Source organism: Flavobacterium stagni, assembly GCF_004122105.1.
GTDB lineage: Bacteria > Bacteroidota > Bacteroidia > Flavobacteriales > Flavobacteriaceae > Flavobacterium > Flavobacterium stagni.
In genome coordinates this window covers 117771-138353 of record NZ_SBKN01000002.1, presented here as the reverse complement: position 1 = coordinate 138353, position 20583 = coordinate 117771, and the positions used below count along the sequence as shown (strand labels likewise).

At 39.8% G+C, this 20583-nt stretch carries 15 protein-coding genes; 5 read left to right on the top strand and 10 right to left on the bottom strand.

All coding sequences use genetic code 11. The annotated features are described in order from the left end of the window. Positions 1-47 precede the first annotated feature (47 nt). From EQG61_RS05015 to EQG61_RS05000, 4 genes are all read right to left on the bottom strand, one after another. Entirely contained in the window at positions 48-2588 is a 2541-nt protein-coding gene (locus EQG61_RS05015) for a T9SS-dependent choice-of-anchor J family protein (protein WP_164974890.1), read from the bottom strand. A gap of 320 nt (positions 2589-2908) precedes the next feature. Continuing rightward, positions 2909-4450, bottom strand: a complete 1542-nt coding sequence (locus EQG61_RS05010) for an acyl-CoA carboxylase subunit beta (protein WP_129460812.1) — start codon at positions 4448-4450, stop codon at positions 2909-2911. A gap of 10 nt (positions 4451-4460) precedes the next feature. Further along, entirely contained in the window at positions 4461-5903 is a 1443-nt protein-coding gene (gene accC / locus EQG61_RS05005; protein ID WP_129461019.1) for an acetyl-CoA carboxylase biotin carboxylase subunit, read from the bottom strand. A gap of 8 nt (positions 5904-5911) precedes the next feature. Beyond that, positions 5912-6397, bottom strand: coding sequence for an acetyl-CoA carboxylase biotin carboxyl carrier protein subunit (locus tag EQG61_RS05000; RefSeq protein ID WP_129460811.1), 486 nt, complete (start codon positions 6395-6397; stop codon positions 5912-5914). A gap of 155 nt (positions 6398-6552) precedes the next feature. Here EQG61_RS05000 and EQG61_RS04995 point away from each other — a divergent pair, with 155 nt between their 5' ends. Beyond that, positions 6553-7668, top strand: coding sequence for a tetratricopeptide repeat protein (locus tag EQG61_RS04995; RefSeq protein ID WP_129460810.1), 1116 nt, complete (start codon positions 6553-6555; stop codon positions 7666-7668). Next, positions 7665-8672 (top strand): FAD:protein FMN transferase, encoded by a 1008-nt coding sequence (locus EQG61_RS04990; protein WP_129460809.1) that lies wholly within the window; start codon positions 7665-7667, stop codon positions 8670-8672. Before EQG61_RS04995 ends, EQG61_RS04990 begins: the two co-directional genes overlap by 4 nt. 62 nt (positions 8673-8734) lie before the next feature. Here the strand turns inward: EQG61_RS04990 and EQG61_RS04985 are convergent, their stop codons facing one another. From EQG61_RS04985 to EQG61_RS04960, 6 genes are all read right to left on the bottom strand, one after another. Then, positions 8735-9535: a T9SS type A sorting domain-containing protein gene (locus EQG61_RS04985; protein ID WP_129460808.1), complete on the bottom strand. Its 801-nt coding sequence runs from the start codon at positions 9533-9535 to the stop codon at positions 8735-8737. 11 nt (positions 9536-9546) lie between these two features. Continuing rightward, entirely contained in the window at positions 9547-10080 is a 534-nt protein-coding gene (locus tag EQG61_RS04980; protein WP_129460807.1) for a YceI family protein, read from the bottom strand. A 12-nt stretch (positions 10081-10092) separates the two neighbouring features. Continuing rightward, positions 10093-10437: a hypothetical protein gene (locus tag EQG61_RS04975; protein WP_129460806.1), complete on the bottom strand. Its 345-nt coding sequence runs from the start codon at positions 10435-10437 to the stop codon at positions 10093-10095. 13 nt (positions 10438-10450) lie between these two features. Beyond that, entirely contained in the window at positions 10451-11314 is an 864-nt protein-coding gene (locus tag EQG61_RS04970; protein ID WP_129460805.1) for a DUF5777 family beta-barrel protein, read from the bottom strand. 15 nt (positions 11315-11329) lie between these two features. Next, complete coding sequence (locus EQG61_RS04965; protein ID WP_129460804.1) at positions 11330-11728, bottom strand: OB-fold protein; 399 nt, start codon at positions 11726-11728, stop codon at positions 11330-11332. Between the two features lie 83 nt (positions 11729-11811). Beyond that, positions 11812-13989, bottom strand: coding sequence for a B12-binding domain-containing radical SAM protein (locus EQG61_RS04960; protein ID WP_129461018.1), 2178 nt, complete (start codon positions 13987-13989; stop codon positions 11812-11814). Between the two features lie 71 nt (positions 13990-14060). Here EQG61_RS04960 and EQG61_RS04955 point away from each other — a divergent pair, with 71 nt between their 5' ends. The 3 genes from EQG61_RS04955 to EQG61_RS04945 all read left to right on the top strand — a co-directional run bounded on the left by EQG61_RS04955 (position 14061) and on the right by EQG61_RS04945 (position 20509). Then, positions 14061-17627, top strand: coding sequence for a T9SS type B sorting domain-containing protein (locus EQG61_RS04955; RefSeq protein WP_129460803.1), 3567 nt, complete (start codon positions 14061-14063; stop codon positions 17625-17627). 33 nt (positions 17628-17660) lie between these two features. Next, complete coding sequence (gene bshC, locus EQG61_RS04950) at positions 17661-19256, top strand: bacillithiol biosynthesis cysteine-adding enzyme BshC (protein ID WP_129460802.1); 1596 nt, start codon at positions 17661-17663, stop codon at positions 19254-19256. A gap of 95 nt (positions 19257-19351) precedes the next feature. Then, the gene (locus tag EQG61_RS04945; protein ID WP_129460801.1) at positions 19352-20509 is read left to right on the top strand and encodes a T9SS type A sorting domain-containing protein; all 1158 of its coding nucleotides are present in this window, start codon (positions 19352-19354) and stop codon (positions 20507-20509) included. Positions 20510-20583: the final 74 nt, after the last annotated feature.

The following is a 20583-nucleotide window of genomic DNA, read 5'->3' as shown; positions in this document are numbered from 1 at the left end:
TTGACTATCTCCTTTTTTTATTCTAGTTACTTAACACTAGAACCTCGCTACCATTTCACCACTTTTTTCACGGTACTGCCTTGTGCATTGAACACCCGCACAAAATACATGCCTGTGGCATAATCCTGCAAAGTGATTTGAATTGGCGTTCCCTCTACACGATTACGATACATTCGTTTTCCAGTATAATCATAAACCTCAACAGAAGCGCCTTCTAGTTGGGAAGAGAAATTTAAAGTAATGCTATCGTGCGTCGGATTGGGATACAATACAAAATCAGTACTATCAAAAGCAGTATTGGCTAAGCTATTGACAAACTTCGTTTGAAAAGTATTGGTGTAAATCGGTGGATTGTAATCAAAATAGATTTCAGCACTATTCGGAATGATAGTACCCACTTGATAACCCGGATTGGGTTTGATTTTGAATGTTACATATCCCTGACTCGCCACCTCGCTCACCGATTTTGGCTGTAAAAAGATATCGTCAAAATAAAATTTCAGTTGTGAACCGTCACGCACCAAACGGCACGGGTGACTCGCTTCCAACAATTGAATACTGCCTGCATTAAGTTGACTGTCTAATAGATTATCTATGCGAACATTCTCCGCATAAAAGTTCCCCTCATTTTGAAAATGAATCGTGTATTCTAAGGTATCATTAGGTCCAAAAGTACTATACAGAATTTGCGGCCCGTGACGTTCTACCACAAAATTCGGGTCATACGCCCCAACAATAGTCTGACTCAAAGAAGTAGTATTATTGGCCGTAATAATATCTATCGGATTTAATGTTAACGATGCTTGATGGGTAATCAGCTGACCCAAACTTACATTGGGTAATACATCCATGGTCATCACTATTTGTATAACAATTTGTGATAATGGAGTTAATCCTGAAAAGGTGTAACTTAGTCCCTGAGGGGTAATAACAACACCTGGATAATTCGAAGTAAGACTCACTACACCTGCTCCCTTTTCAAAGTTCACAGTTCCCGAAGCGGTATTAAATCCATTATTGACAACGGATAAATTGACCATAAATTGAAATCCTGGACGCGGTAATGAAATCGGAACAATATTGACCGCCACATCAGAATACGGTTGGGTCTGGGTAATCGGAAAGGGTAATACTGTAGGTGGTGATGCAGTCTGTTCGTTGGCAAACCCTGATCCTGAATAGGTAAAATAAGCACTATAATTTGGGGTTACAGAAGCATTTATCGTATAGGTATTTGCACTATTGGCATCATAGATAGCATTGGCATTGGCGCCAAACTGTATCGTTTGTGGTGTCCCTGCGTTCTGACTAATTTGATAGTTCAAAAAGGGAAAATCCAATTCGCCATTATTTTTGATCCCATCATTATTGGCATCCAAAAACGGTTCCATCTGTATACTTTTCCCTTGTGCACAAACAATTGTGGCCTTAAATCCTTCATAGTTGATTGATCCATTGGACTGAAACTGTAAAGTAATACAACCATTTTGAGAAGTCGAAAAAGTAGTTGGAGGCAATGTACTCCCTGAATATTGACCTAAAATTGGGTCTGATGTGGAGGTGCCGTCATAAATGGTGAGCACATCAACTCCAGCTTCGGTATTGAACTGACTAAAAAGTAACCCGATCTGATCCCCAAAATTAGAAGGACAAATGGTAACTACATAATTACTATTGTCTTGATAATTTCCGTTACTTCCACCATTATCATAGATATTGGTTCCACAAGCTCCATTGGGTTGTGTCATAACTCCCGTATTTAAAGGCACCCATACGGTCCCTCCAGGAACAAATGGACATAAGGAGCGAACATAAAAATCATAACAGGTTGAAGGAATTAAATTTGAAACATAAAAATTGGTTGCTACAGCCATCATACCTCCAGTAGTAGCTGTAGGAGCAGGTGAACCGCAAGGGGCTAAATAAACTTCCCAAGCTTGTGAATTTCCATTCTCAGACCAATTTAACGTAAGTGTGGTCGATGTCACATTCGTGATGTATAGATTGGAAGGGGGTAAACAAGCATTACTCGTGATGCGAACATCATCTAAAAAAACAGTATCGCCAGCAATTGCCGCTGTTGGCTGGGTTGTTTTCCATTCAAAAGCAATACTAATGGATTGTCCTGCAAAAGCACTCAAATCAACTGTTTTTTCTTCATAGATTAAACCAGAGGGCAAATTTACTTCTGAAAAAAAACCCAATGTTGTTGTATAACTTGATGGCAATGCAACGTTAACAGTTGTAGGAGCTGTACAAATTTTTATTGTCAATTCTGACCCTTGATCTCCTGCTTGTTGTGTGCGCACAAAAAATTTAATGGCACCACCATTGGGAACTGTAAAAATAGGCGTCGTCAAATAATCTTGCGAAGTATTTCCTGCCCCTATGTTCTCTGTTGTACAGTAAGCTGCTTTCAGACCTGAATTTACTAATCCTGTTTGGGTAATCAATCCCCAACTCGAAGTCGTACCAACGCCGTTATCCAATATCCCCCACTGATTTCCATTGGTTCCCGTAGGCAACGACCATGATGTAGGATTGGTTGTCACCAAAGGATTCGTTGCTGATTCAAAGGTTTCAGTCATGGGATTCGGAAATTGTCCCCTCACAATAAACGTGAACATAAGGCAAATAATAAAGTAGCTTTTTTTCATGGTCGTTTGATTTTTGTTAAAAATAAACATTTAATCAGAAGTAAAATATTGTAAATGAGTATTTGTATGAAATGAATTAGTAGTTAAATTTCGCTACAACTCTGAGAGAATGCTAATTGTAGTTGGAAATAATTACGTTTGTCAAAATTGTGGGAGAAGTTGGGTAAAATGTTAGCGAACTACAACCGTAAACCCTTTTCATGCTTCATTGCATAAAAAAAAACCTGCTGTAGTAGCAGGTTTCTTTTTTTTTATAACGGGATATTTCCGTGTTTTCTGTTGGGTACAGCAACTTCTTTGTTCTCCAACATGGCAAAAGCTTTAATCAGTTTTCTTCGCGTGTCACGCGGTAAGATTACCTCATCCACAAAACCTCGCTGTGCTGCCGTATACGGATTGGCAAACAATTCCGCGTATTCGGCCTCTTTTTCTAAAAGTTTGGCAGCAGGATCTGCGGCTTCGCTAATTTCTTTTTTGAAGATAATTTCCGAAGCACCTTTAGCACCCATAACTGCAATTTCTGCACTCGGCCACGCAAAATTCATATCGGCACCAATGTGTTTTGAGTTCATTACGTCATAGGCTCCACCATAGGCTTTACGCGTAATCACCGTCACTTTCGGAACGGTTGCTTCACTCAAGGCATACAATAATTTAGCACCGTGAACGATAATTCCGTTCCACTCTTGATCGGTACCGGGCAAGAATCCGGGAACGTCTTCCAACACCAACAAAGGAATATTGAAACAGTCGCAAAAACGGGTGAAACGTGCGGCTTTGATCGAACTCTTCACATCCAAACAACCGGCCAAGTACATGGGGTTGTTTGCCACAATACCAATACTGCGACCTGCCAATCGGGCAAATCCGACCACAATATTCTCGGCATAATCTTTATGAATCTCAAAAAACGAATCCTCATCGATAATTCCGTTGATCACATCGTGCATATCGTAGGGTTTGTTGGCATTATCGGGCACAATGGTATCCAATTGTTCGCGCAACTCCTCACCTAAGGTATACGGCAATTTTGGCGTTTTTTCTTTGTGGTTTTGCGGCATATAACTCAACATGCGCTTGATATCTTCCAAACATTCAATTCCGTTGGGAGATGTTAAATGCGCTACACCCGATTTGGTAGAATGCGTACTTGCTCCCCCCAATTCTTCCGAAGAAACTTCTTCATTGGTTACGGTTTTTACCACATTCGGACCTGTAACGAACATATAACTGTTGTTTTCCACCATGATGGTAAAATCGGTAATCGCTGGAGAATATACGGCTCCACCGGCACAAGGTCCCATAATCGCAGAGATTTGTGGAATCACGCCACTTGCTTGCACATTACGGTGAAAAATATCAGCATAACCACCCAGAGAGCGAACGCCTTCTTGGATACGCGCCCCACCCGAATCGTTTAAACCGATCATCGGTGCACCGTTACGCATCGCTAAATCCATGACTTTACAAATTTTCTCTGCATGGGTTTCTGAAAGTGATCCTCCGAAAACGGTAAAATCTTGGGCAAACACATATACCAATCGGCCGTTGATGGTTCCATAACCGGTTACCACACCATCACCGTAATAGACTTCTTTGTCCATACCGAACTCGGTGGTACGGTGGGTCACCAACATTCCGATTTCTTCAAACGAACCTTCGTCGAGTAAATATTCTACCCGTTCACGAGCCGTTAACCGTTTCTTTTCGTGTTGTTTCGCGATTCGATTAGCGCCTCCACCCAATTTGGCCAAGGCGATTTTCTCATTCAATACTTGTATTTTATCTTCCATGATTTCGTAACTAAGCGTTGGGTACGCGTAAGATTTTTTTATCGTTTAAATAATTTTGCAAGGCCAAATAGGCCGCAATTTCGGCTTCAGTATCCAATTGTGCTTTCAATTTTTCAGCATCGTAATATTTTTTCACAAAGCCGGTATCAAATTCGCCCGAACGGAATGCTTCGTGTTGCATCACAAATTTTCCAAACGGTAAAGTGGTAGCTACCCCTTTTACTATATAATTATCGATAGCCTCAATCATTTTTTCAATGGATTCCTCACGTGTTTTACCATACGTCACCAACTTCGACAACATTGGATCGTAATAAATTGGCACATCCATTCCTTCAGCAATACCGTTATCCACGCGAATTCCTTCACCTTCCGGTAAGCGATAGACTTCCAGATTACCCACATTCGGTAAGAAATCATTCATCGGATCTTCGGCATAGACACGCAACTCCATGGCGTGACCGTGAATTTGCAAATCGTCTTGTTTCATAGGTAGCGCTTCTCCGCGTGCGACACGAATTTGCAATTCGACCAAATCCAATCCCGAAATCAATTCGGTCACCGGATGTTCCACTTGCAAACGGGTATTCATTTCTAGGAAATAGAAATTCAAATGTTCGTCCATCAAAAACTCTACGGTTCCAGCCCCCAAGTAATCACAGGCTTTGGCCACTTTCACCGCCGCTTCCCCCATTTCTTTACGTTTTTCAGGAGTTAGAATTGCAGAAGGTGCTTCTTCCACTACTTTTTGGTGGCGGCGTTGCACCGAACATTCGCGTTCGAATACATAAACCACATTCCCATGGCTATCAGCCATCACTTGGATTTCGATATGGCGAGGTTTGGAAACATATTTTTCAATGAAAACCGAACCATCACCAAAAGCCGAAGTCGCCTCACTGATCGCACGTTCCATTTGTGCTTCAAAATCTTCTTCGCGTTCTACCACACGCATCCCTTTTCCTCCACCACCGGCAGAGGCTTTGATTAATATCGGGAAGCCCACTTCTTTGGCTGTTTTTTTTGCTTCTTCAACATCAACGATGGCATGGTCAACACCGGGCACCATCGGAATATCATAATGCATCACAGCTTCTTTGGCGGCCAACTTACTTCCCATCATTTCGATGGCTTTCGGTTTGGGTCCGATGAAAATAATTCCATTTTCCTCACAAAGTGCCGAGAACGATGCATTTTCACTCAAGAAACCATAACCAGGGTGGATGGCATCGACACCGAGTGATTTGGCGACTTCCAATATAGTGTCTCCTTTTAAATAGGATTGGGCTGAAGGTGCAGGTCCGATACAAACCGCTTCGTCGGCAAATTTTACATGCAGGGCATTACGGTCAGCTTCTGAGAAAACCGCTACCGTTTTAATTCCCATTTTTTTCGCCGTTTTCATCACACGGATGGCAATTTCTCCGCGGTTGGCGACTAATATTTTGGTGATTTTCTTCATTATTCAAATTCGATTAAAAGTTGGCCCTTATCCACCGCTTGTCCTTTTACCACGGCAATCGACTTGATTTTACCGTCGCGAGGGGATACGAAACTGTTTTCCATTTTCATGGCTTCAAGAATCAAAAGGGGATCATTTTCAACTACTTCTTGCCCTACTTCTACGTTGATTTCCAAAATCAAACCGGGCATGGGTGCTTTGATGGCATTGACCACTTTGTGTCGTCCGCGCTGGATTCCCATACTGGTAATAAGTTGGTCCAATTCATCGGCAATAGCAACTTCGTAAGTATTGTTATTGACTTTAACCGTGTATTTTTTGGCGATAAAATCAGCGGCTACAATTTCAGCTTTGTAGGGAAGATTATCTTTCAAAACATGGAAGGAATTTGTTCCAGTTGCCACAGCATCGAGGTGGTGAACCTCACTTTCATTTACTTCGAAGGTAGCTCCGGAGTTGACCGAAAGTTTATACGTTTTTTGCATACAATTCGTTTTTTAGGAATGTAAATTTAGGGAAACGAAATCGATTGAGCCATGACAAAAATCAATTAATTTGGCAAATTACTATAGTTATAAAAAAATTTAATAGTTGATAGGGAAAATCGCCTTTTACTTGTTTTAGAACTGAATTGAATACCATGAGAACAAAAATCCTAGTTGTAGTAGTTTGTTGTATCGGACTTACAACTTTCGCGCAATATGAAAAAGAGTTAATGCAGGCACGGTATGTGAAGGTATACCACGAAGGCCGCTATCGGGATGCGATTAAAGTTTTGGACAGCTTTTTGGTGAAACATCCCGATGATGCGATGACCTGGTTGGATCGCGCGGTTACTGAAGAAATGTATTATGACTACCGAGGTGCCATCAACGATTACAAAAAAGTGGTTCAATTGGAACCCGATGCACCCGATGGGTATTTCTTGAGTGCGCTTTTAGAAGACAAATTGGGCTGGTACCCACAAGCTTTGCGCAATTACACCCAAACCGTTCGTTGCGAAACTTCCAATGCCGATGCGTATTGTTTTCGTGGGGTGATTTATAAACGCATGGGAAAATTGAAAGAAGCCGAAGCTGATTTCAATCGTGCGATAAAAGAACGTTCCAATCATGATGAAGCCTATGCTGAAAAAGGATTATTGGCATTGGAACTCAAAAACTATAAAAAAGCTGAGGACTATTTAACACTTTCGGAAACGTATTTTGATGGCAATGCCAAAACGCAATTGTATTTGGGATGGTATTATGCACATACCGGTCAACCCGAAAAAGCGTTGGCGTATTTTGAAAAATGCTTATCACTCAATCCCTATCAAGACGGATTTTGCTATTGGGGTACGTTCAAAAAAACGGTCCCACCTTCCCTATTGAAAGCCTTACACCAAAAAATGGAACAACAGCCTATGAATCCGAATTTGGGACTAATCGCTGTTTATCTCAAAGACTATGCTGCCGCAAAAAAACACCTGGAATCCTATTTCCAAAAGGAAACGGGAACTTGGCCACAAATCGATGCATTGGCACTAGCATTATATCATTTGAATTTAAAAAAAGAAGCCGAAGCGATGTATCAAAACTACATGAAACAACATCCTGAAGCGGTTGATATTCATTACAATTATGCCCAATTGTTTAAAAAGGATTATCCTGAAAAAGCGAAGTTAGGGTTACAAAAAGCTTTGCTTGTTCAACCCGACAACACGATCTATCAAGAAGCTTTAAAAAAATTACAGACCCCAAAAAAGAAAAAATGAAAGGAAAAAATATTCCCTTAGCCCTACTTTTATTCCTTTCCCAATGGGGATGGAGTCAGCAAAACGAACCCGTATACTTTGAAGGTTTTGCTCAAGGGACAACCTATCACATTTCGTATTTCGATGCTAAAGATCGTTTTTTACAGCGGCAGGTTGATTCGATTTTAAGCGATTTTGATTTGTCGGTTTCCACGTATAATCCGAAGTCGGTTATTTCTAAAATAAACCGCAATGAAGCGACTGCTGTGGATGGGTATTTCAAAGTTTGTTTTGCCAAAGGAAAATCGATTTGGAAAGCAACAAAGGGGGCGTTTGACCCTACAGTTTATTCCTTAGTGAACGGCTGGGGCTTTGGACCGGGAAAGAAACAAAAATTGGATCAACAGAAGATTGACAGTATTTTGGTTTTTACGGGTTTTGAAAAAATCAAATTGAAAGGGGATCAAGTGATTAAAAAAGATCCGCGGGTAAAATTGGACTTTAATGCTTTTGCGCAAGGCTATTCCGTAGATGTTATTGCCCGCTATTTGGAACAAATGGGGATTACTTCCTATTTGGTGGAAATTGGGGGCGAAGTCTACACACACGGCCGAAAACCGGACGGTTCATATTGGACGGTGGGTATAGAACAACCGATCGACAATAAAACGGAAGCCAATCCCAACAAAGCGATTGTACGACTGGAGAACTTAGCCATTGCCACTTCAGGAAACTACCGAAAATTTACGGTTGAAAATGGGGTAAAATTGGCCCATCATATTGACCCGAAGACGGGTTATCCTACGAAGAACAATTTATTGAGTGCTTCAGTATTTTCCAAAGAATGCATTACCTCTGATGCTACTGCTACAGGGTTATTGGTAATGGGATTGGATAAGGCAAAAGACTATTTAGCAAAGCACTGTGAAATTGAGGCCTATTTAATTTACTCCGATGAGCAAGGACGGTTTCGAGTATATGAAACACCGGGATTAAAAGCAATTCTTACTGAAGTCCATCCATAAAAAAAGCATCCTAATCAACTTAGGATGCTTTTTTGTTCTAAAGAACTAACTAACTCTGAGAACTATTTTTTCAAATATAATTTATGAGTAGCGGTACCATTATCGTTAGAAACATTTACGATATACATTCCTTCACTCATTTCGGAAAGATTAATAGGTAAAACATTATTTTCCAATACACCTGAAATCTCTTTGGTATAAACAACTTCTCCCAATACATTCAAAACTTGTACTTTCTTAATGGGTTGGTCATTGGCCACTTCTACATTAAAAATTCCTGTTGAAGGATTTGGATATACAACCGTTTCTGGACCTGCCACGAAAGTTTCATTCGCTAAAGTTGGTTGCCACACTAGCGTCATTCCCGTCATACTCGTATCAGCAGCCGGCGTTTGAGAATCTACTGTAGTTCCTTTAGTAAATGGAAAATAACGCGTTTGTGTATTGGCCGTTCCATGTCCCCATGTTTCTTGAACACATACACGGTAGGATCCATCGGCTACAACAGTTCCCGCTGTATTGGTTCCGTTCCAAGTTACAGTTTGAGAGGTAAAAGTTGTTGTTGTCGCACCTGTGGTTGCATCGGTTAGATTTTGAGCTGATTTTGTGACCCATGTAGGTAAATGGTCATTCGTACCAGAGCCCCAACGTCTTAATTTAGTTTTCACGAAAGTTGACGTTCCTGCTGTTGTTCCACATGGCGTACAACTTTCGATCCATACAGCGATCACATAACGACCGTCGGTGGTGTAGTTTCCAGTGGTATGTTTTGGGCAAGTAAATGTAAAAGTTAAATTACCTGCAGTTTGCGCATTGGCTACAAAACCTACAACTACCAATAAGGTTATGATTAGTTTTTTCATTGTTTAAGAAATTAAGGTTTGGGGGCTAAATCTAAGTTCACAGAAAGTTTCGCAGTTTCTGCTAATGTCTTTTTTGCCAGTGCAGGCACATCGATGTTATAATCTTTCAATTTCACTGTAAAATTACCAGCGATACTTACTTTACCTGCCGCTACCGTCACCGTCATTTTTGTCTTCACTTTTTGAGTCACACCGTGAATGGTTAAGTCCCCTTCTACATCAAAACTACCTGACTTGCCTTCAAATCCCACAACTTTTCCTTTAAAAGTGGTTTTGGGTAATTTATCACTTTCCATGTAGTTTTCATTGAAATGCTCTTCCATGAGTGGTGACTTGAATTTGAACGACTTCACCATCGCTTGAACGGCAATATCACCGGTTGCTTTATCAAAAATACACGATACGGTATTGCTAGTTGCTTTCACTTCATCTACCGAACTACCTACTGTAGCGTCAAACTTTATTTCACCAGAACGCGTCATCATCTTCTGTGAAAAACCAACCATTGAGGTCAGTAACAAAACTACAATTCCAATCTTTTTCATTTTAATAGGGTATTAATTTTCAGGGCAACCATGGTCTTTCCATAGTCCAATCATTGTCACCGTATTGGTTGGTAAAGCTCCATCGGGTGGCATAATATCATTACAAGCTCCTTGAACGCGACAAACTAATTCGCCCAATTCAGCTGCTTCTTTTACTGCTGTGTAGCTATCTAAATCGGGAAACTGATCCCCATTAGAATGACAACTTGTACAAGCCGCACTCATTACAGGTTGAATGTCACGAGTATAAGTTGGATCCGTAACTAAGTCGGATAAATCTTGTGTGGTATCTGAACTACAGGCCCAAAAACCAACGACAGATGCTAAAATTAAAAATGTGATGTGTAAATTTTTCATAGTAATTGGGGTATTAGAATACGCGATATAGGTTAAATCCGAAATAAATTCCTTTTTTAGTTTCACCAGCATGAGTGTAATAGTTTACATCATCCATATTTTGAGTGTTTGAGAAAACCAATTGAAAAATATGGCCTCCCGTATCAATATCCATACCTACAGTAAAAGGGTTTCGGTAAGGCGAATTAAATTCATCCGGTAACGAAACTCGGGCAGAATAATCGGCTGTCAAACTGATGCGTTTTGATAATTTTAAACGAGCACCAGCCCCAATTAAATACACATTTTCTTGATCTCTTAAACCATCATACAAATTTCTGTGTACAAATGTGGGCGCCAACTGGGCTGAAAAACGTTCGTTAAATTTTCTGGAAATCAACAACTGTGACGCAAAGGCCATACGGTGATTGAATTTAGCTTTGGGAAAAAATTGCGTAATTTTATAACTATCAATATTTGCCGTATTGTAGCCTACAATTGTGAATGGAAATCCGTCAACTTGTTGCGAAGCAAAACGATATTTCACACCCAATTCATAGGTTTTTTCATTGTTTGAATTTCTAGAAGCTTGAATCGCCAACCAATCGGTAATACCATAAATACCACCAATTTCTGTTTGGGCACCATCCAATCCAAAGAAGTTGTTAATCCCGTTGTTTAAATCGCCAAAACGGTGTGAGACTACAAAATACCATTCTTTCTTGGCAGGCAGTTTAGTGGATTGCATTTGGGCAATTTGAACACCTTTAAATGCGGCAGAAACCACTTCTTTTTTGGCATTGTCTCCATCCAATTCTTTCATTAAATCGTCTTGTGCATGTCCCATTTGGAAGGCAAACAAAACAGATAAGCTTACAATTACTTTACTAATTTTCATATTGATCTTGTGATATTACTTACTCAAACTACTTTGGTCAACTTTTAATTCGCCGAACATATCGTCAAATCCCATAACGCGACCTTTAATTTTTAATTCAGTTCCTACTTTTACTTCTGCTGGAACTTTTGTAAAATTACAGGTTACCACTTCATCAATGATCACATTTTGACCATCAATGGAAGATACTTTTCCTGTAAATTCCACAGCCTTCTCTAAGTACTTCTTATTGGCAGCATCGGCATTGGTTTGGAATTCTTTAACAATATCTTTGGCTTTCAAAACAAAAGCTGCTTCTTCATTTTGAACATCGCGTTTGCCCATATTGTAGGCGTAATAACGACCTCCAAAATACCCTGCTACGACCAGAAAGGCCAAGATTGTGAGGATTTTTAAAACTTTAGTTGTATTCATCGACGAAGTGATTTTAACTGTTAAACATTTTATAAAACGTTTCCCCTACCGAATTCTTTCTTAAAATTTGCTTAATTTGAAATTTAAAACACAAGCAATTGATTTTTAAGCATTTGAATTGATTTTGAATTCCAAAATAATTCAAAATTTTCAAAGGAAGATTCGTAGGACTTTTGTAGAATAATAAACGTTTTTTGTGGGGCATTTGGTTTTAATTCTTCCAAAGTTTTTATCAACCATTTTCCTTCCTCTTCCGGTAAATGAATTGTGACAGTGTCCATCTTTTGAAAAAATGCGAGTTGAACCATCGCCCATGTATTCCCTTTTTTGGATTTGGTATAATAGTTAATATGGGGTGTATTGCCCAACCAAACTATTTTGGCATTGGGTTTTGGGATCAGTTCAATTTCACTTTCCAAGCATTTTTCTATATAATTTGCGGGTATTTTGGTTCGAGGTATCTTGAAATCAAACCATTCCTGCAGATCAAAGTCAAACCCAATACCGTGCATATAATTCAATAAGGATTTGCGCAATCCAAAACTAAACTGGCCATGATCTATCCCTGTTTGATCCACAAATTGAATATCATTGTGAGCAAATTCAATTTTTGGTATTTCGGGAATTACGCCATAATCTTCGGGATGTAACCCTACCGGACTGTGGGCGGTCATGGCAAATTGGTGCCAAAAACCGGATTGCAAAATACCGAGTTCGAACAGCTGCCGCACCATTTCCAGACTATCTACAGTCTCTTGAACCGTTTGCGTTGGATACCCATACATTAAATACGCATGAACCATAATGCCACTTTCTGTGAAATTTCGGGTCACACGAGCGACTTGTGCCACCGTCACTCCTTTTTGAATTAAGTCCAACAATCGATCTGAGGCAACTTCCAAGCCTCCCGAAACCGCAATACACCCCGAAGCTTTAAGTAAGAGACATAAGTCTAATGTGAAACTCTTTTCAAACCGAATATTCGTCCACCAAGTCACCACTAAATTTCTTCGGATAATTTCCAAAGCCACTTCCCGCATCAAGGCTGGTGGTGCCGCTTCGTCTACAAAATGAAAACCGCTTTCACCCGTTTGGGTAATTAACGTTTCCATTCGGTCGACAATTATTTTGGCGTGGACCGGTTCATACACCTTGATGTAGTCGAGTGAAATATCACAAAAAGTGCATTTTCCCCAGTAACAGCCGTGGGCCATAGTCAATTTGTTCCATCGTCCATCGCTCCATAAACTATGCATGGGGTTAGCCATTTCAATGACCGAAATATAGTCTTGCAGTAAAAAATCAGAGTAATCGGGTGTTCCAACTTGATTTTGTTTGTAATCGGGTTGTATTGCATCGTTTTTATAAACCACTTGTCCGTCCACCTTCATGTAGGTTCGTTTCCAAACCTGTTGCTCTTTGGGTACTTCTAAATTGGTATGCAACAATTCTACTGGCAATTCCCCATCATCAAGCGTAATAAAATCAAAATAATCAAACACTCTGGGGTCTTTGAGTTCCCGCAATTCGGTATTGGGAAACCCACCTCCCATGGCTGTTTTTACGTTGGGATAATTGGATTTAATCCAATGTGCACAACGAAAAGCACTGTATAAATTTCCAGGAAAGGGAACTGAAAAACAGACCAACTTGGGTTGTATTTCCTGCAGCTTTTTTTCTAAGAGGGCTAAAGTGAAATCATCAATAAACGTAGGGAACTGTTGCAAGCTCGCATGCAGTTCGTCAAAACTGTTGGCACTCCGACCCAATCGCTCTGCATACCGTGAAAATCCGAAATTTTCATCCACACATTCAACGATATAATCGGAAATATCCTCTAAATATAATGTAGCCAAATGCTTGGCTTTATCTTGCAATCCCATAGCACCGAAGGCTTCCTCTAAATGATCGAGTTGATTGAATCGAGAAGCTTCAGGCAGGAACTGACCTGCACAAATTTGACGGGCAAGATTGGGCTGTTTGCCTTGTAAAAAAGCAATGACCACGTCGATTGTTTGAATATATTCTTCTTGCAACTGTTGTATGCGAAAAGCATTTTCAGACAGGGAATGGGAAACATCAACTGCAAACATTTGCTGTAACCCTTTTTTTGAAAACAAAGCCAAGATCACTTCGAGTCCTAAATCCATTTGAAAACTCGTTATGTTCCGCGTATTCAAAAACCCTTTTAAATAGGCCGTGGCGGGATAAGGGGTATTTAATTGAGTAAATGGAGGCGTGATAAGCAGTATATCTTTCAAAGCTTGCTTTTTAACGATTATTTTTTTCAAAAATAAGGCTTATTTCATAGATTTGCACGTAAATCTAAGCCATGAAAAAGATAATTACGCTTACAATCCTTATTGTATCTCATTTTGTATTTGCTCAGCAATCTTCTGATCAAACCGAAAACAAGAACATTCATCCCGAAAAACTAGCTTTTTTAAAGCGAAAATCCCAACAAGAAAAATCGGTTCAAAGTACTCCTGTGGTGAGTCCGAATGCCTTACCTGCTGTACAATTATGTGCCAATGGAAACTTTGAAGAGTTTGAAACAGTTGGAGGAGCATCGGTTTTACGCAATTTTGAATACACAGAATCTGACCTTATCAATCCCATTCAATGTTTAAATGTTGATAGTCCGGCCAATTTGCGCATTGCCGACTACAATCCGAACACTTTTTCGGTGATGGCTACAAGTGTGCCTTCCAATTATATTGACCCCTATATTGGCGATATTCAAGCTTTTGATCAATTTGCAGTCAAATTAAATTACCGTGAGAGCAGCACTACGGCGACCTTAATGGAAGCCCATCGTTTTAAAACCGACAACGAAGATTTTTTTAAATTCAATTATAAAGCGGTATTGCAAAGTGTGGATGGTGATGCCCATGTCAATGAACAGCCCTATTTCAAGGTTAGAATTGTTTTGAATTCAGGGCAAGTGGTCAGTGAAATGTGCTTAATTGGCGATCCAAACAATTGTATTTTTACGATTGCCCCCTACATGGAATCGGGCAGTATGATTTTGTATACACCCAATTGGCAGGCCGGACTCTTAGACATCTCTTCAATTCCGAATAACACACCATTTACCGTACAATTTATTGCTACACGCTGTGGTTTAGGGGCACACTTTGGCTATGCCTATATTGATGACATTTGTCTTTTACACTCCAACGAATCTCTACAAGGTTTGGTCACTTTAAATCCGCTGAATGCGATTTGTCCCACCTTACCGTTAAACGTTTGTGGAACGTTCTCGCTACCTTCATCAGGGGGCATTCAAGCGACAATTGCAAGCATACAATTAACAGTTCGCGATGAAAATAACAATACGGTGTATTCTTCTTCTTCGCCAACAACATTAGATATAACCAATCAACAATTCTGTTTTAGTTTAGCGGCTGCCAATCTACCCAACATAACCACAGGGGCTTATAATGTGGGGGTCACTATCAGCTTCGGAGTGGCACAAACCAATTGTTCGGGGACCAGTTTTAATTCAGTTTCTGACAATGATGCCAATGCGGGTTGGGACATTTGGTTTTTAAATTGTACGAACTGCCCATTGCCCGTTTCTCCAGGAAATTTATCTCTTTGTGATGGAAATGATGACGGGAAAGAGTTTTTTAATCTAACATTGGTACAAAATCAAATAACTTCTGCACCCGGAGTCACGTTTGCTTTTTTCACCACCCTCGCTGATGCTACCGCCAACACGAATCCGATTGCGACACCGAACGCTTTTGAAAGTTATACGGCCACTGTATTTGTTCGTGTTACAGTAGACGCCAACTGTTATAAAATAACGACCTTAAAACTTACCGTTCGCAATCCATTTGCTTACATATCAGGTATTCTCAATGTTTGTTACGGCAGTACAACCTTGACGGCTAGTCCGGGCGTATCCTACCTTTGGAGTACAGGTGCCACTACTTCATCCATTGTGGTGACTGCTGTTGGAACGTATTCAGTTCAAGTAACGGATTCCAACGGTTGTATATCCAATGCAATGGTGACCATCACCAATTCTGCAACGGCACCACTACCCGATTTGACGATTATTCAACCGGGATGTGCTGCTACCACAGGAAGTATTACAGTTACATCTCCTGCGAGTCTTTATAGTTTTGATGGTGGTGTGACATGGGGAACTTCGAATACAATTAGTGGTTTATTGCCGGGTTACTATGAAGTAAAAATTCAAACGGTTGCGGGTTGTACTTCTTACAATTCAGGGGTACAAATTTCGCAATTTCAAGCCCCATTCCCCAATTTCACTGTGGATCAACCTGATTTTTGTGGCGATACGGGTACCATTACTATTACCACAGTAGCCGATTTCTATAGTTTTGACGATGGGGTAACTTGGGTTACGAATCCAACAGCGACAGGTTTACCTTCTGGGACATACAATATCCGAACAAAAGATAGTAATGGGTGTTTTTCCAATTACTATGCGGTTGAATTGGATGGCGAATTTTTAGACCCACCTACATTTGATAAAATCGATCCCTATTGTGGGAATTTAGGAAGTATCACCATTACAACTCCAGCCACAGCTTATAGTTTCGATGGTGGACAAACATGGCAAACTTCAAATACGTTAACCAATTTAGTGGCGGATAGTTATATTATCAAAATCAAAGATGCATTGGGGTGTACCTCTCCAAATGTTTATGTGTATCTCGATAATCTAGAAACCAATTATCCCGATTATATCGTCGATGAACCGGGTTGTAATAAATACGGTACTATAACCATAAAAACAACAGGCGATTTGTATAGTTTTGACGGAGGAGCGACTTGGGGAACATCTAATATACTCTATCCTGTCAATGGTGGAACGTCTTATCCAATTAAGGTAATGCGCTTACCTTCTTGTTATAGTTTGACAAGTACGGCTTATGTTTACAATATGTTTATACCCAATCCAGATGCCCATGATTATGCAACCGATTATTGTGATGATTTGAATGATGGGAGTGAAATTATAGATTTGACGCAATACCAATCCAACTTGATTACCAACGCCACCAACTATAGTTTTAGCTATTTTGCTTCACTCGTTGCTGCCCAAAACAATGGCCCTGCAATTCCTAACCCTTCCTCCTACCAGATGTCGAATTCAAACAACATTGTTTTTGTTCGGGTAACTGACGGATATACTTGTTATTCCATTGTATCCATCACCCTTAATTTCTTGGATTCCCCCTACATTACCATGCAAGATGATTATACGGTATGTGAAAACACCTTGACTTTTATTCATGCGGGTTATGGCTATTATTCCTATTTGTGGTCAACCGGTCAAACAGGTAATTACATTTTAGTGAATCAACCTGGAAATTACTGGGTAACGGTGGGTGAAAATCATAACGGACTCGTGTGTACCTCAACGAAGAATTTCACGGTAACCGAATCTGAAAAAGCGACCATTACATCTATTGACACCGTTGATTGGACATTGGAAGAGAATGTGATAACAGTTATTGTCGATGGCATTGGCGAATATGAATATTCTTTAGATGGTAGTAACTATCAAGATAGTAATGTATTCGATCATTTAGAAACCGGGTATTACACCATCCATATTCGGGATAAAAAAGGGTGTGGCACCATAAAAGGCAATGCACTATTGTTGCATTATTCTAAATTTTTCACCCCAAATGGCGACGGCGACAATGACCGATGGAGCATCAACTATTCCATTTACGAAGAAGGATTGATTATAGAAATTTATGACCGTCAAGGTAAGCTCATTCGCCAAATGAAAAATGGGTATGCATGGGACGGAACTTATAATGGTGCACTCTGTCCCTCTGACGATTATTGGTTTGTAGTGAAACGGGCCGACGGAATCATTCACAAAGGACATTTTACCCTGAAAAGATAATTTTAAGTTGTATTTTTGCTTAAAATTTCTAGCATGGACACCGACTGTATCGATTACCGCAGTTTGCACCAATTTTCTTCCTTAATTAAAGATTACCTGGATCAAAATCCGAAGGTGCAATCGTGGTATAATCGGTATCCTAATTTGGAAAATTTCAAAGCTCAATTGGTTGAGAAATCCGCTAACTACCCTTCAGAATTTCGATCTGTTCTTGTTGCTGAATTAAAAGACCAGTTCCGTGGATTTGAAATTTCTGAGAAAACAAAAGTCAATCTTGATTCCTTACATTCGTCAACGACTTTCTCCGTCACAACCGGACATCAATTAAACCTGTTCACAGGTCCCGTATATTTCATTTACAAGATTGTTTCTGTAATCAATTTATGTAACGAATTAAAGAAAACGTATCCCGAACATGATTTTGTCCCAGTATATTGGATGGCTACGGAAGATCATGATTTTGAAGAGATTCAGTCGTTTCGTTTTCAAAACACAAAAATCACATGGAATACTCCGCAAACCGGTGCCGTTGGTCGTTTTCTAATTGACGATACTTTTGAACCCACTCGGGAAACATTCTATGCGCAAATTCCTTCGGGTGAACGCGGTGATTTTTTACGCGAACTTTTCAATGCAGCGTATCAAAAAGGTCGAACATTAGCAGAAGCAACACGGCATTTGGTTCATTCTTTGTTTGATGAACACGGTTTGGTTATCATTGATGGAGATGCCCACTCCTTAAAAAAAGCCTTTGTTCCTTTTGTTTTACAAGAAATAAGGGAGCAAGTTTCCAATCTTGCCGTTCAAAAAACAATTCAAGAATTTGCTCCCTACAAGGTTCAAGTAAATCCGCGCGAAACGAATTTGTTTTATCTCGCAGAAGGAATTCGCGAACGCATCGTTGTTGAAAAAAATAACGTTTCCATTCTAAATACAGCACTGCAATTTAGCCTCGCTGAATTTGAGTCGATGATCCAAAACAATCCGCAGTGCATTAGCCCTAATGTGCTTCTTCGTCCATTGTATCAAGAAATTATTCTACCTAATTTAGCTTACATTGGCGGTGGAGGCGAAATTGCCTATTGGTTGGAATTGAAAACAATGTTTTCACAGTTTAAAGTAACATTCCCGCTATTGATGTTACGCAATTCTGTAGTCAATGTGACTCAAAAACAGGAGCAGAAACGGCAAAAGTTAGCCGTTTCATATGAAGAATTATTCAACACTCAAGAACAATTACAAATCAGTAGCACCCAACGTTTAAGTTCGCTGAACTTCGATTTTGAATCCCAAAAACAATTTTTAAAAGACCAATTTGAATCGTTATACCAATTGGCTTTACAAACCGATAAATCCTTTGTGGGTGCAGTCAAAGCACAAGAACAAAAACAAATTAAAGGATTAGAAAACTTACAAAAAAGAATGATTCGTGCTGAAAAAAGGGTTCATAGCGAACAATTAGAGCGCATCATTGCTTTACAAAATGAATTATTTCCAAATCAAGGATTACAAGAAAGAAGTGCCAATTTTAGCACTTTCTATATGGAATTTGGCCCCGTGTGGATGGAACGATTACTACAAGAATTGAATCCGTTGGAAAGTTGTTTTTCGGTATTCATTTTCGATTAATTTATTAACACTACAACGTTTTAGTTGTCGCAAATCGTTTTTTTAGTTTTGTAAGTCAGTCATTTACATTATTTTAGTGTGAAATCAACCAAACTATGACAAAAAAACTACTCACAATTATTGCCCTAATCACATTTTATTTTTCAAATGCACAAACCATTTCTATTGTAGGAACGGGTGTTAATGGCTGGCCACCAACCAATGGTCCAGAAATTACCTTGGCTACAACTGATAACATTGTGTATACCATTTCAAATTTAGCCGTTTCCACTGGATTTGTGAAATTTAGACAAAATTTGGACTGGGCAGTCAACTGGGGTTCAACTACCTTTCCAAACGGTACTGGAACCCAAGGAGGAGCTGATATTCCGACAATATCTGGGACCTATAATGTAACGTTTAACCGTTTGTCAGGAGCTTATTCCTTTGCAGGTGCGGCTACGGGAGCAACCATTGATCTTTGGGGACCTGCAGTCGATGCACAATTGGGCTACGGCGGACCCGGTGTATCTATGACTACCAGTGATGATGTGAATTACAGTCTCGCTAATTTTACTTTTACTTCTGGGAATGCCTATTTCCGTCAAAATGGAAACAACAATCTTACTTACGGAAGTACCGCTTTCCCATCGGGAACAGCTGTAGCTTCTGGTCCTTCCATTCCAATCAACGGCGGTGAATGGTATGTAACCTTCAATCGTGTAACTGGAGTATACAATTTTGATTACCCTCAAATTGGAATCTTAGGCTCGGCTTTAAATGGTTGGACAACCGACACTGATTTACTAACTAATGATGGGTTCAATTATAATGTACAAGTAAATCTTACTACAGGAGCTGTTAAATTCCGCAAGAACAACGCTTGGGGTATTGATTGGGGAGGAACAAGTTTCCCAAGTGGAACAGGAACGCAAGGCGGACCCGATATTAATATCCCTACTGCAAGCACCTATTATGTAACCTTTGAACCGTTGACAGGCAATTATACCTTTACGGATTTATTGAATGCAACTTCTTTCGAAAAAGTAAAATTTTCAGCATACCCAAATCCATCTTCGACCACATGGACATTTGAAGGAAATGCAACTATGGAAAAAATTGAGTTATTGGATGTAAGTGAGAAAATTTTGGATTCGGTTTTACCTATTAGTACTTCATACACTTTACAAAATAACGATTTGAGTCCGGGTATCTACTTGGCTCGAATCCACACGGCAACAGTTATACAAACCATCAAGCTGATCAAAAATTAATTCAAGAGTTAGTCCTATGAAGTCCTCAATATGAAAATGTTGAGGATTTTTTATTTTATACTAAAATGATTTCG

Excerpts from the sequence above, each read along its gene's own strand:
- EQG61_RS05015 (WP_164974890.1), bottom strand. The coding sequence starts at position 2,588 with ATGACTGAAACCTTTGAATCAGCAACGAATCCTTTGGTGACAACCAAT.
- EQG61_RS05010 (WP_129460812.1), bottom strand. The coding sequence starts at position 4,450 with ATGGAAGATAAAATACAAGTATTGAATGAGAAAATCGCCTTGGCCAAA.
- EQG61_RS05000 (WP_129460811.1), bottom strand. The coding sequence starts at position 6,397 with ATGCAAAAAACGTATAAACTTTCGGTCAACTCCGGAGCTACCTTCGAA.
- EQG61_RS04995 (WP_129460810.1), top strand. The coding sequence starts at position 6,553 with ATGAGAACAAAAATCCTAGTTGTAGTAGTTTGTTGTATCGGACTTACA.
- EQG61_RS04990 (WP_129460809.1), top strand. The coding sequence starts at position 7,665 with ATGAAAGGAAAAAATATTCCCTTAGCCCTACTTTTATTCCTTTCCCAA.
- EQG61_RS04985 (WP_129460808.1), bottom strand. The coding sequence starts at position 9,535 with ATGAAAAAACTAATCATAACCTTATTGGTAGTTGTAGGTTTTGTAGCC.
- EQG61_RS04980 (WP_129460807.1), bottom strand. The coding sequence starts at position 10,080 with ATGAAAAAGATTGGAATTGTAGTTTTGTTACTGACCTCAATGGTTGGT.
- EQG61_RS04975 (WP_129460806.1), bottom strand. The coding sequence starts at position 10,437 with ATGAAAAATTTACACATCACATTTTTAATTTTAGCATCTGTCGTTGGT.
- EQG61_RS04970 (WP_129460805.1), bottom strand. The coding sequence starts at position 11,314 with ATGAAAATTAGTAAAGTAATTGTAAGCTTATCTGTTTTGTTTGCCTTC.
- EQG61_RS04965 (WP_129460804.1), bottom strand. The coding sequence starts at position 11,728 with ATGAATACAACTAAAGTTTTAAAAATCCTCACAATCTTGGCCTTTCTG.
- EQG61_RS04955 (WP_129460803.1), top strand. The coding sequence starts at position 14,061 with ATGAAAAAGATAATTACGCTTACAATCCTTATTGTATCTCATTTTGTA.
- bshC (WP_129460802.1), top strand. The coding sequence starts at position 17,661 with ATGGACACCGACTGTATCGATTACCGCAGTTTGCACCAATTTTCTTCC.
- EQG61_RS04945 (WP_129460801.1), top strand. The coding sequence starts at position 19,352 with ATGACAAAAAAACTACTCACAATTATTGCCCTAATCACATTTTATTTT.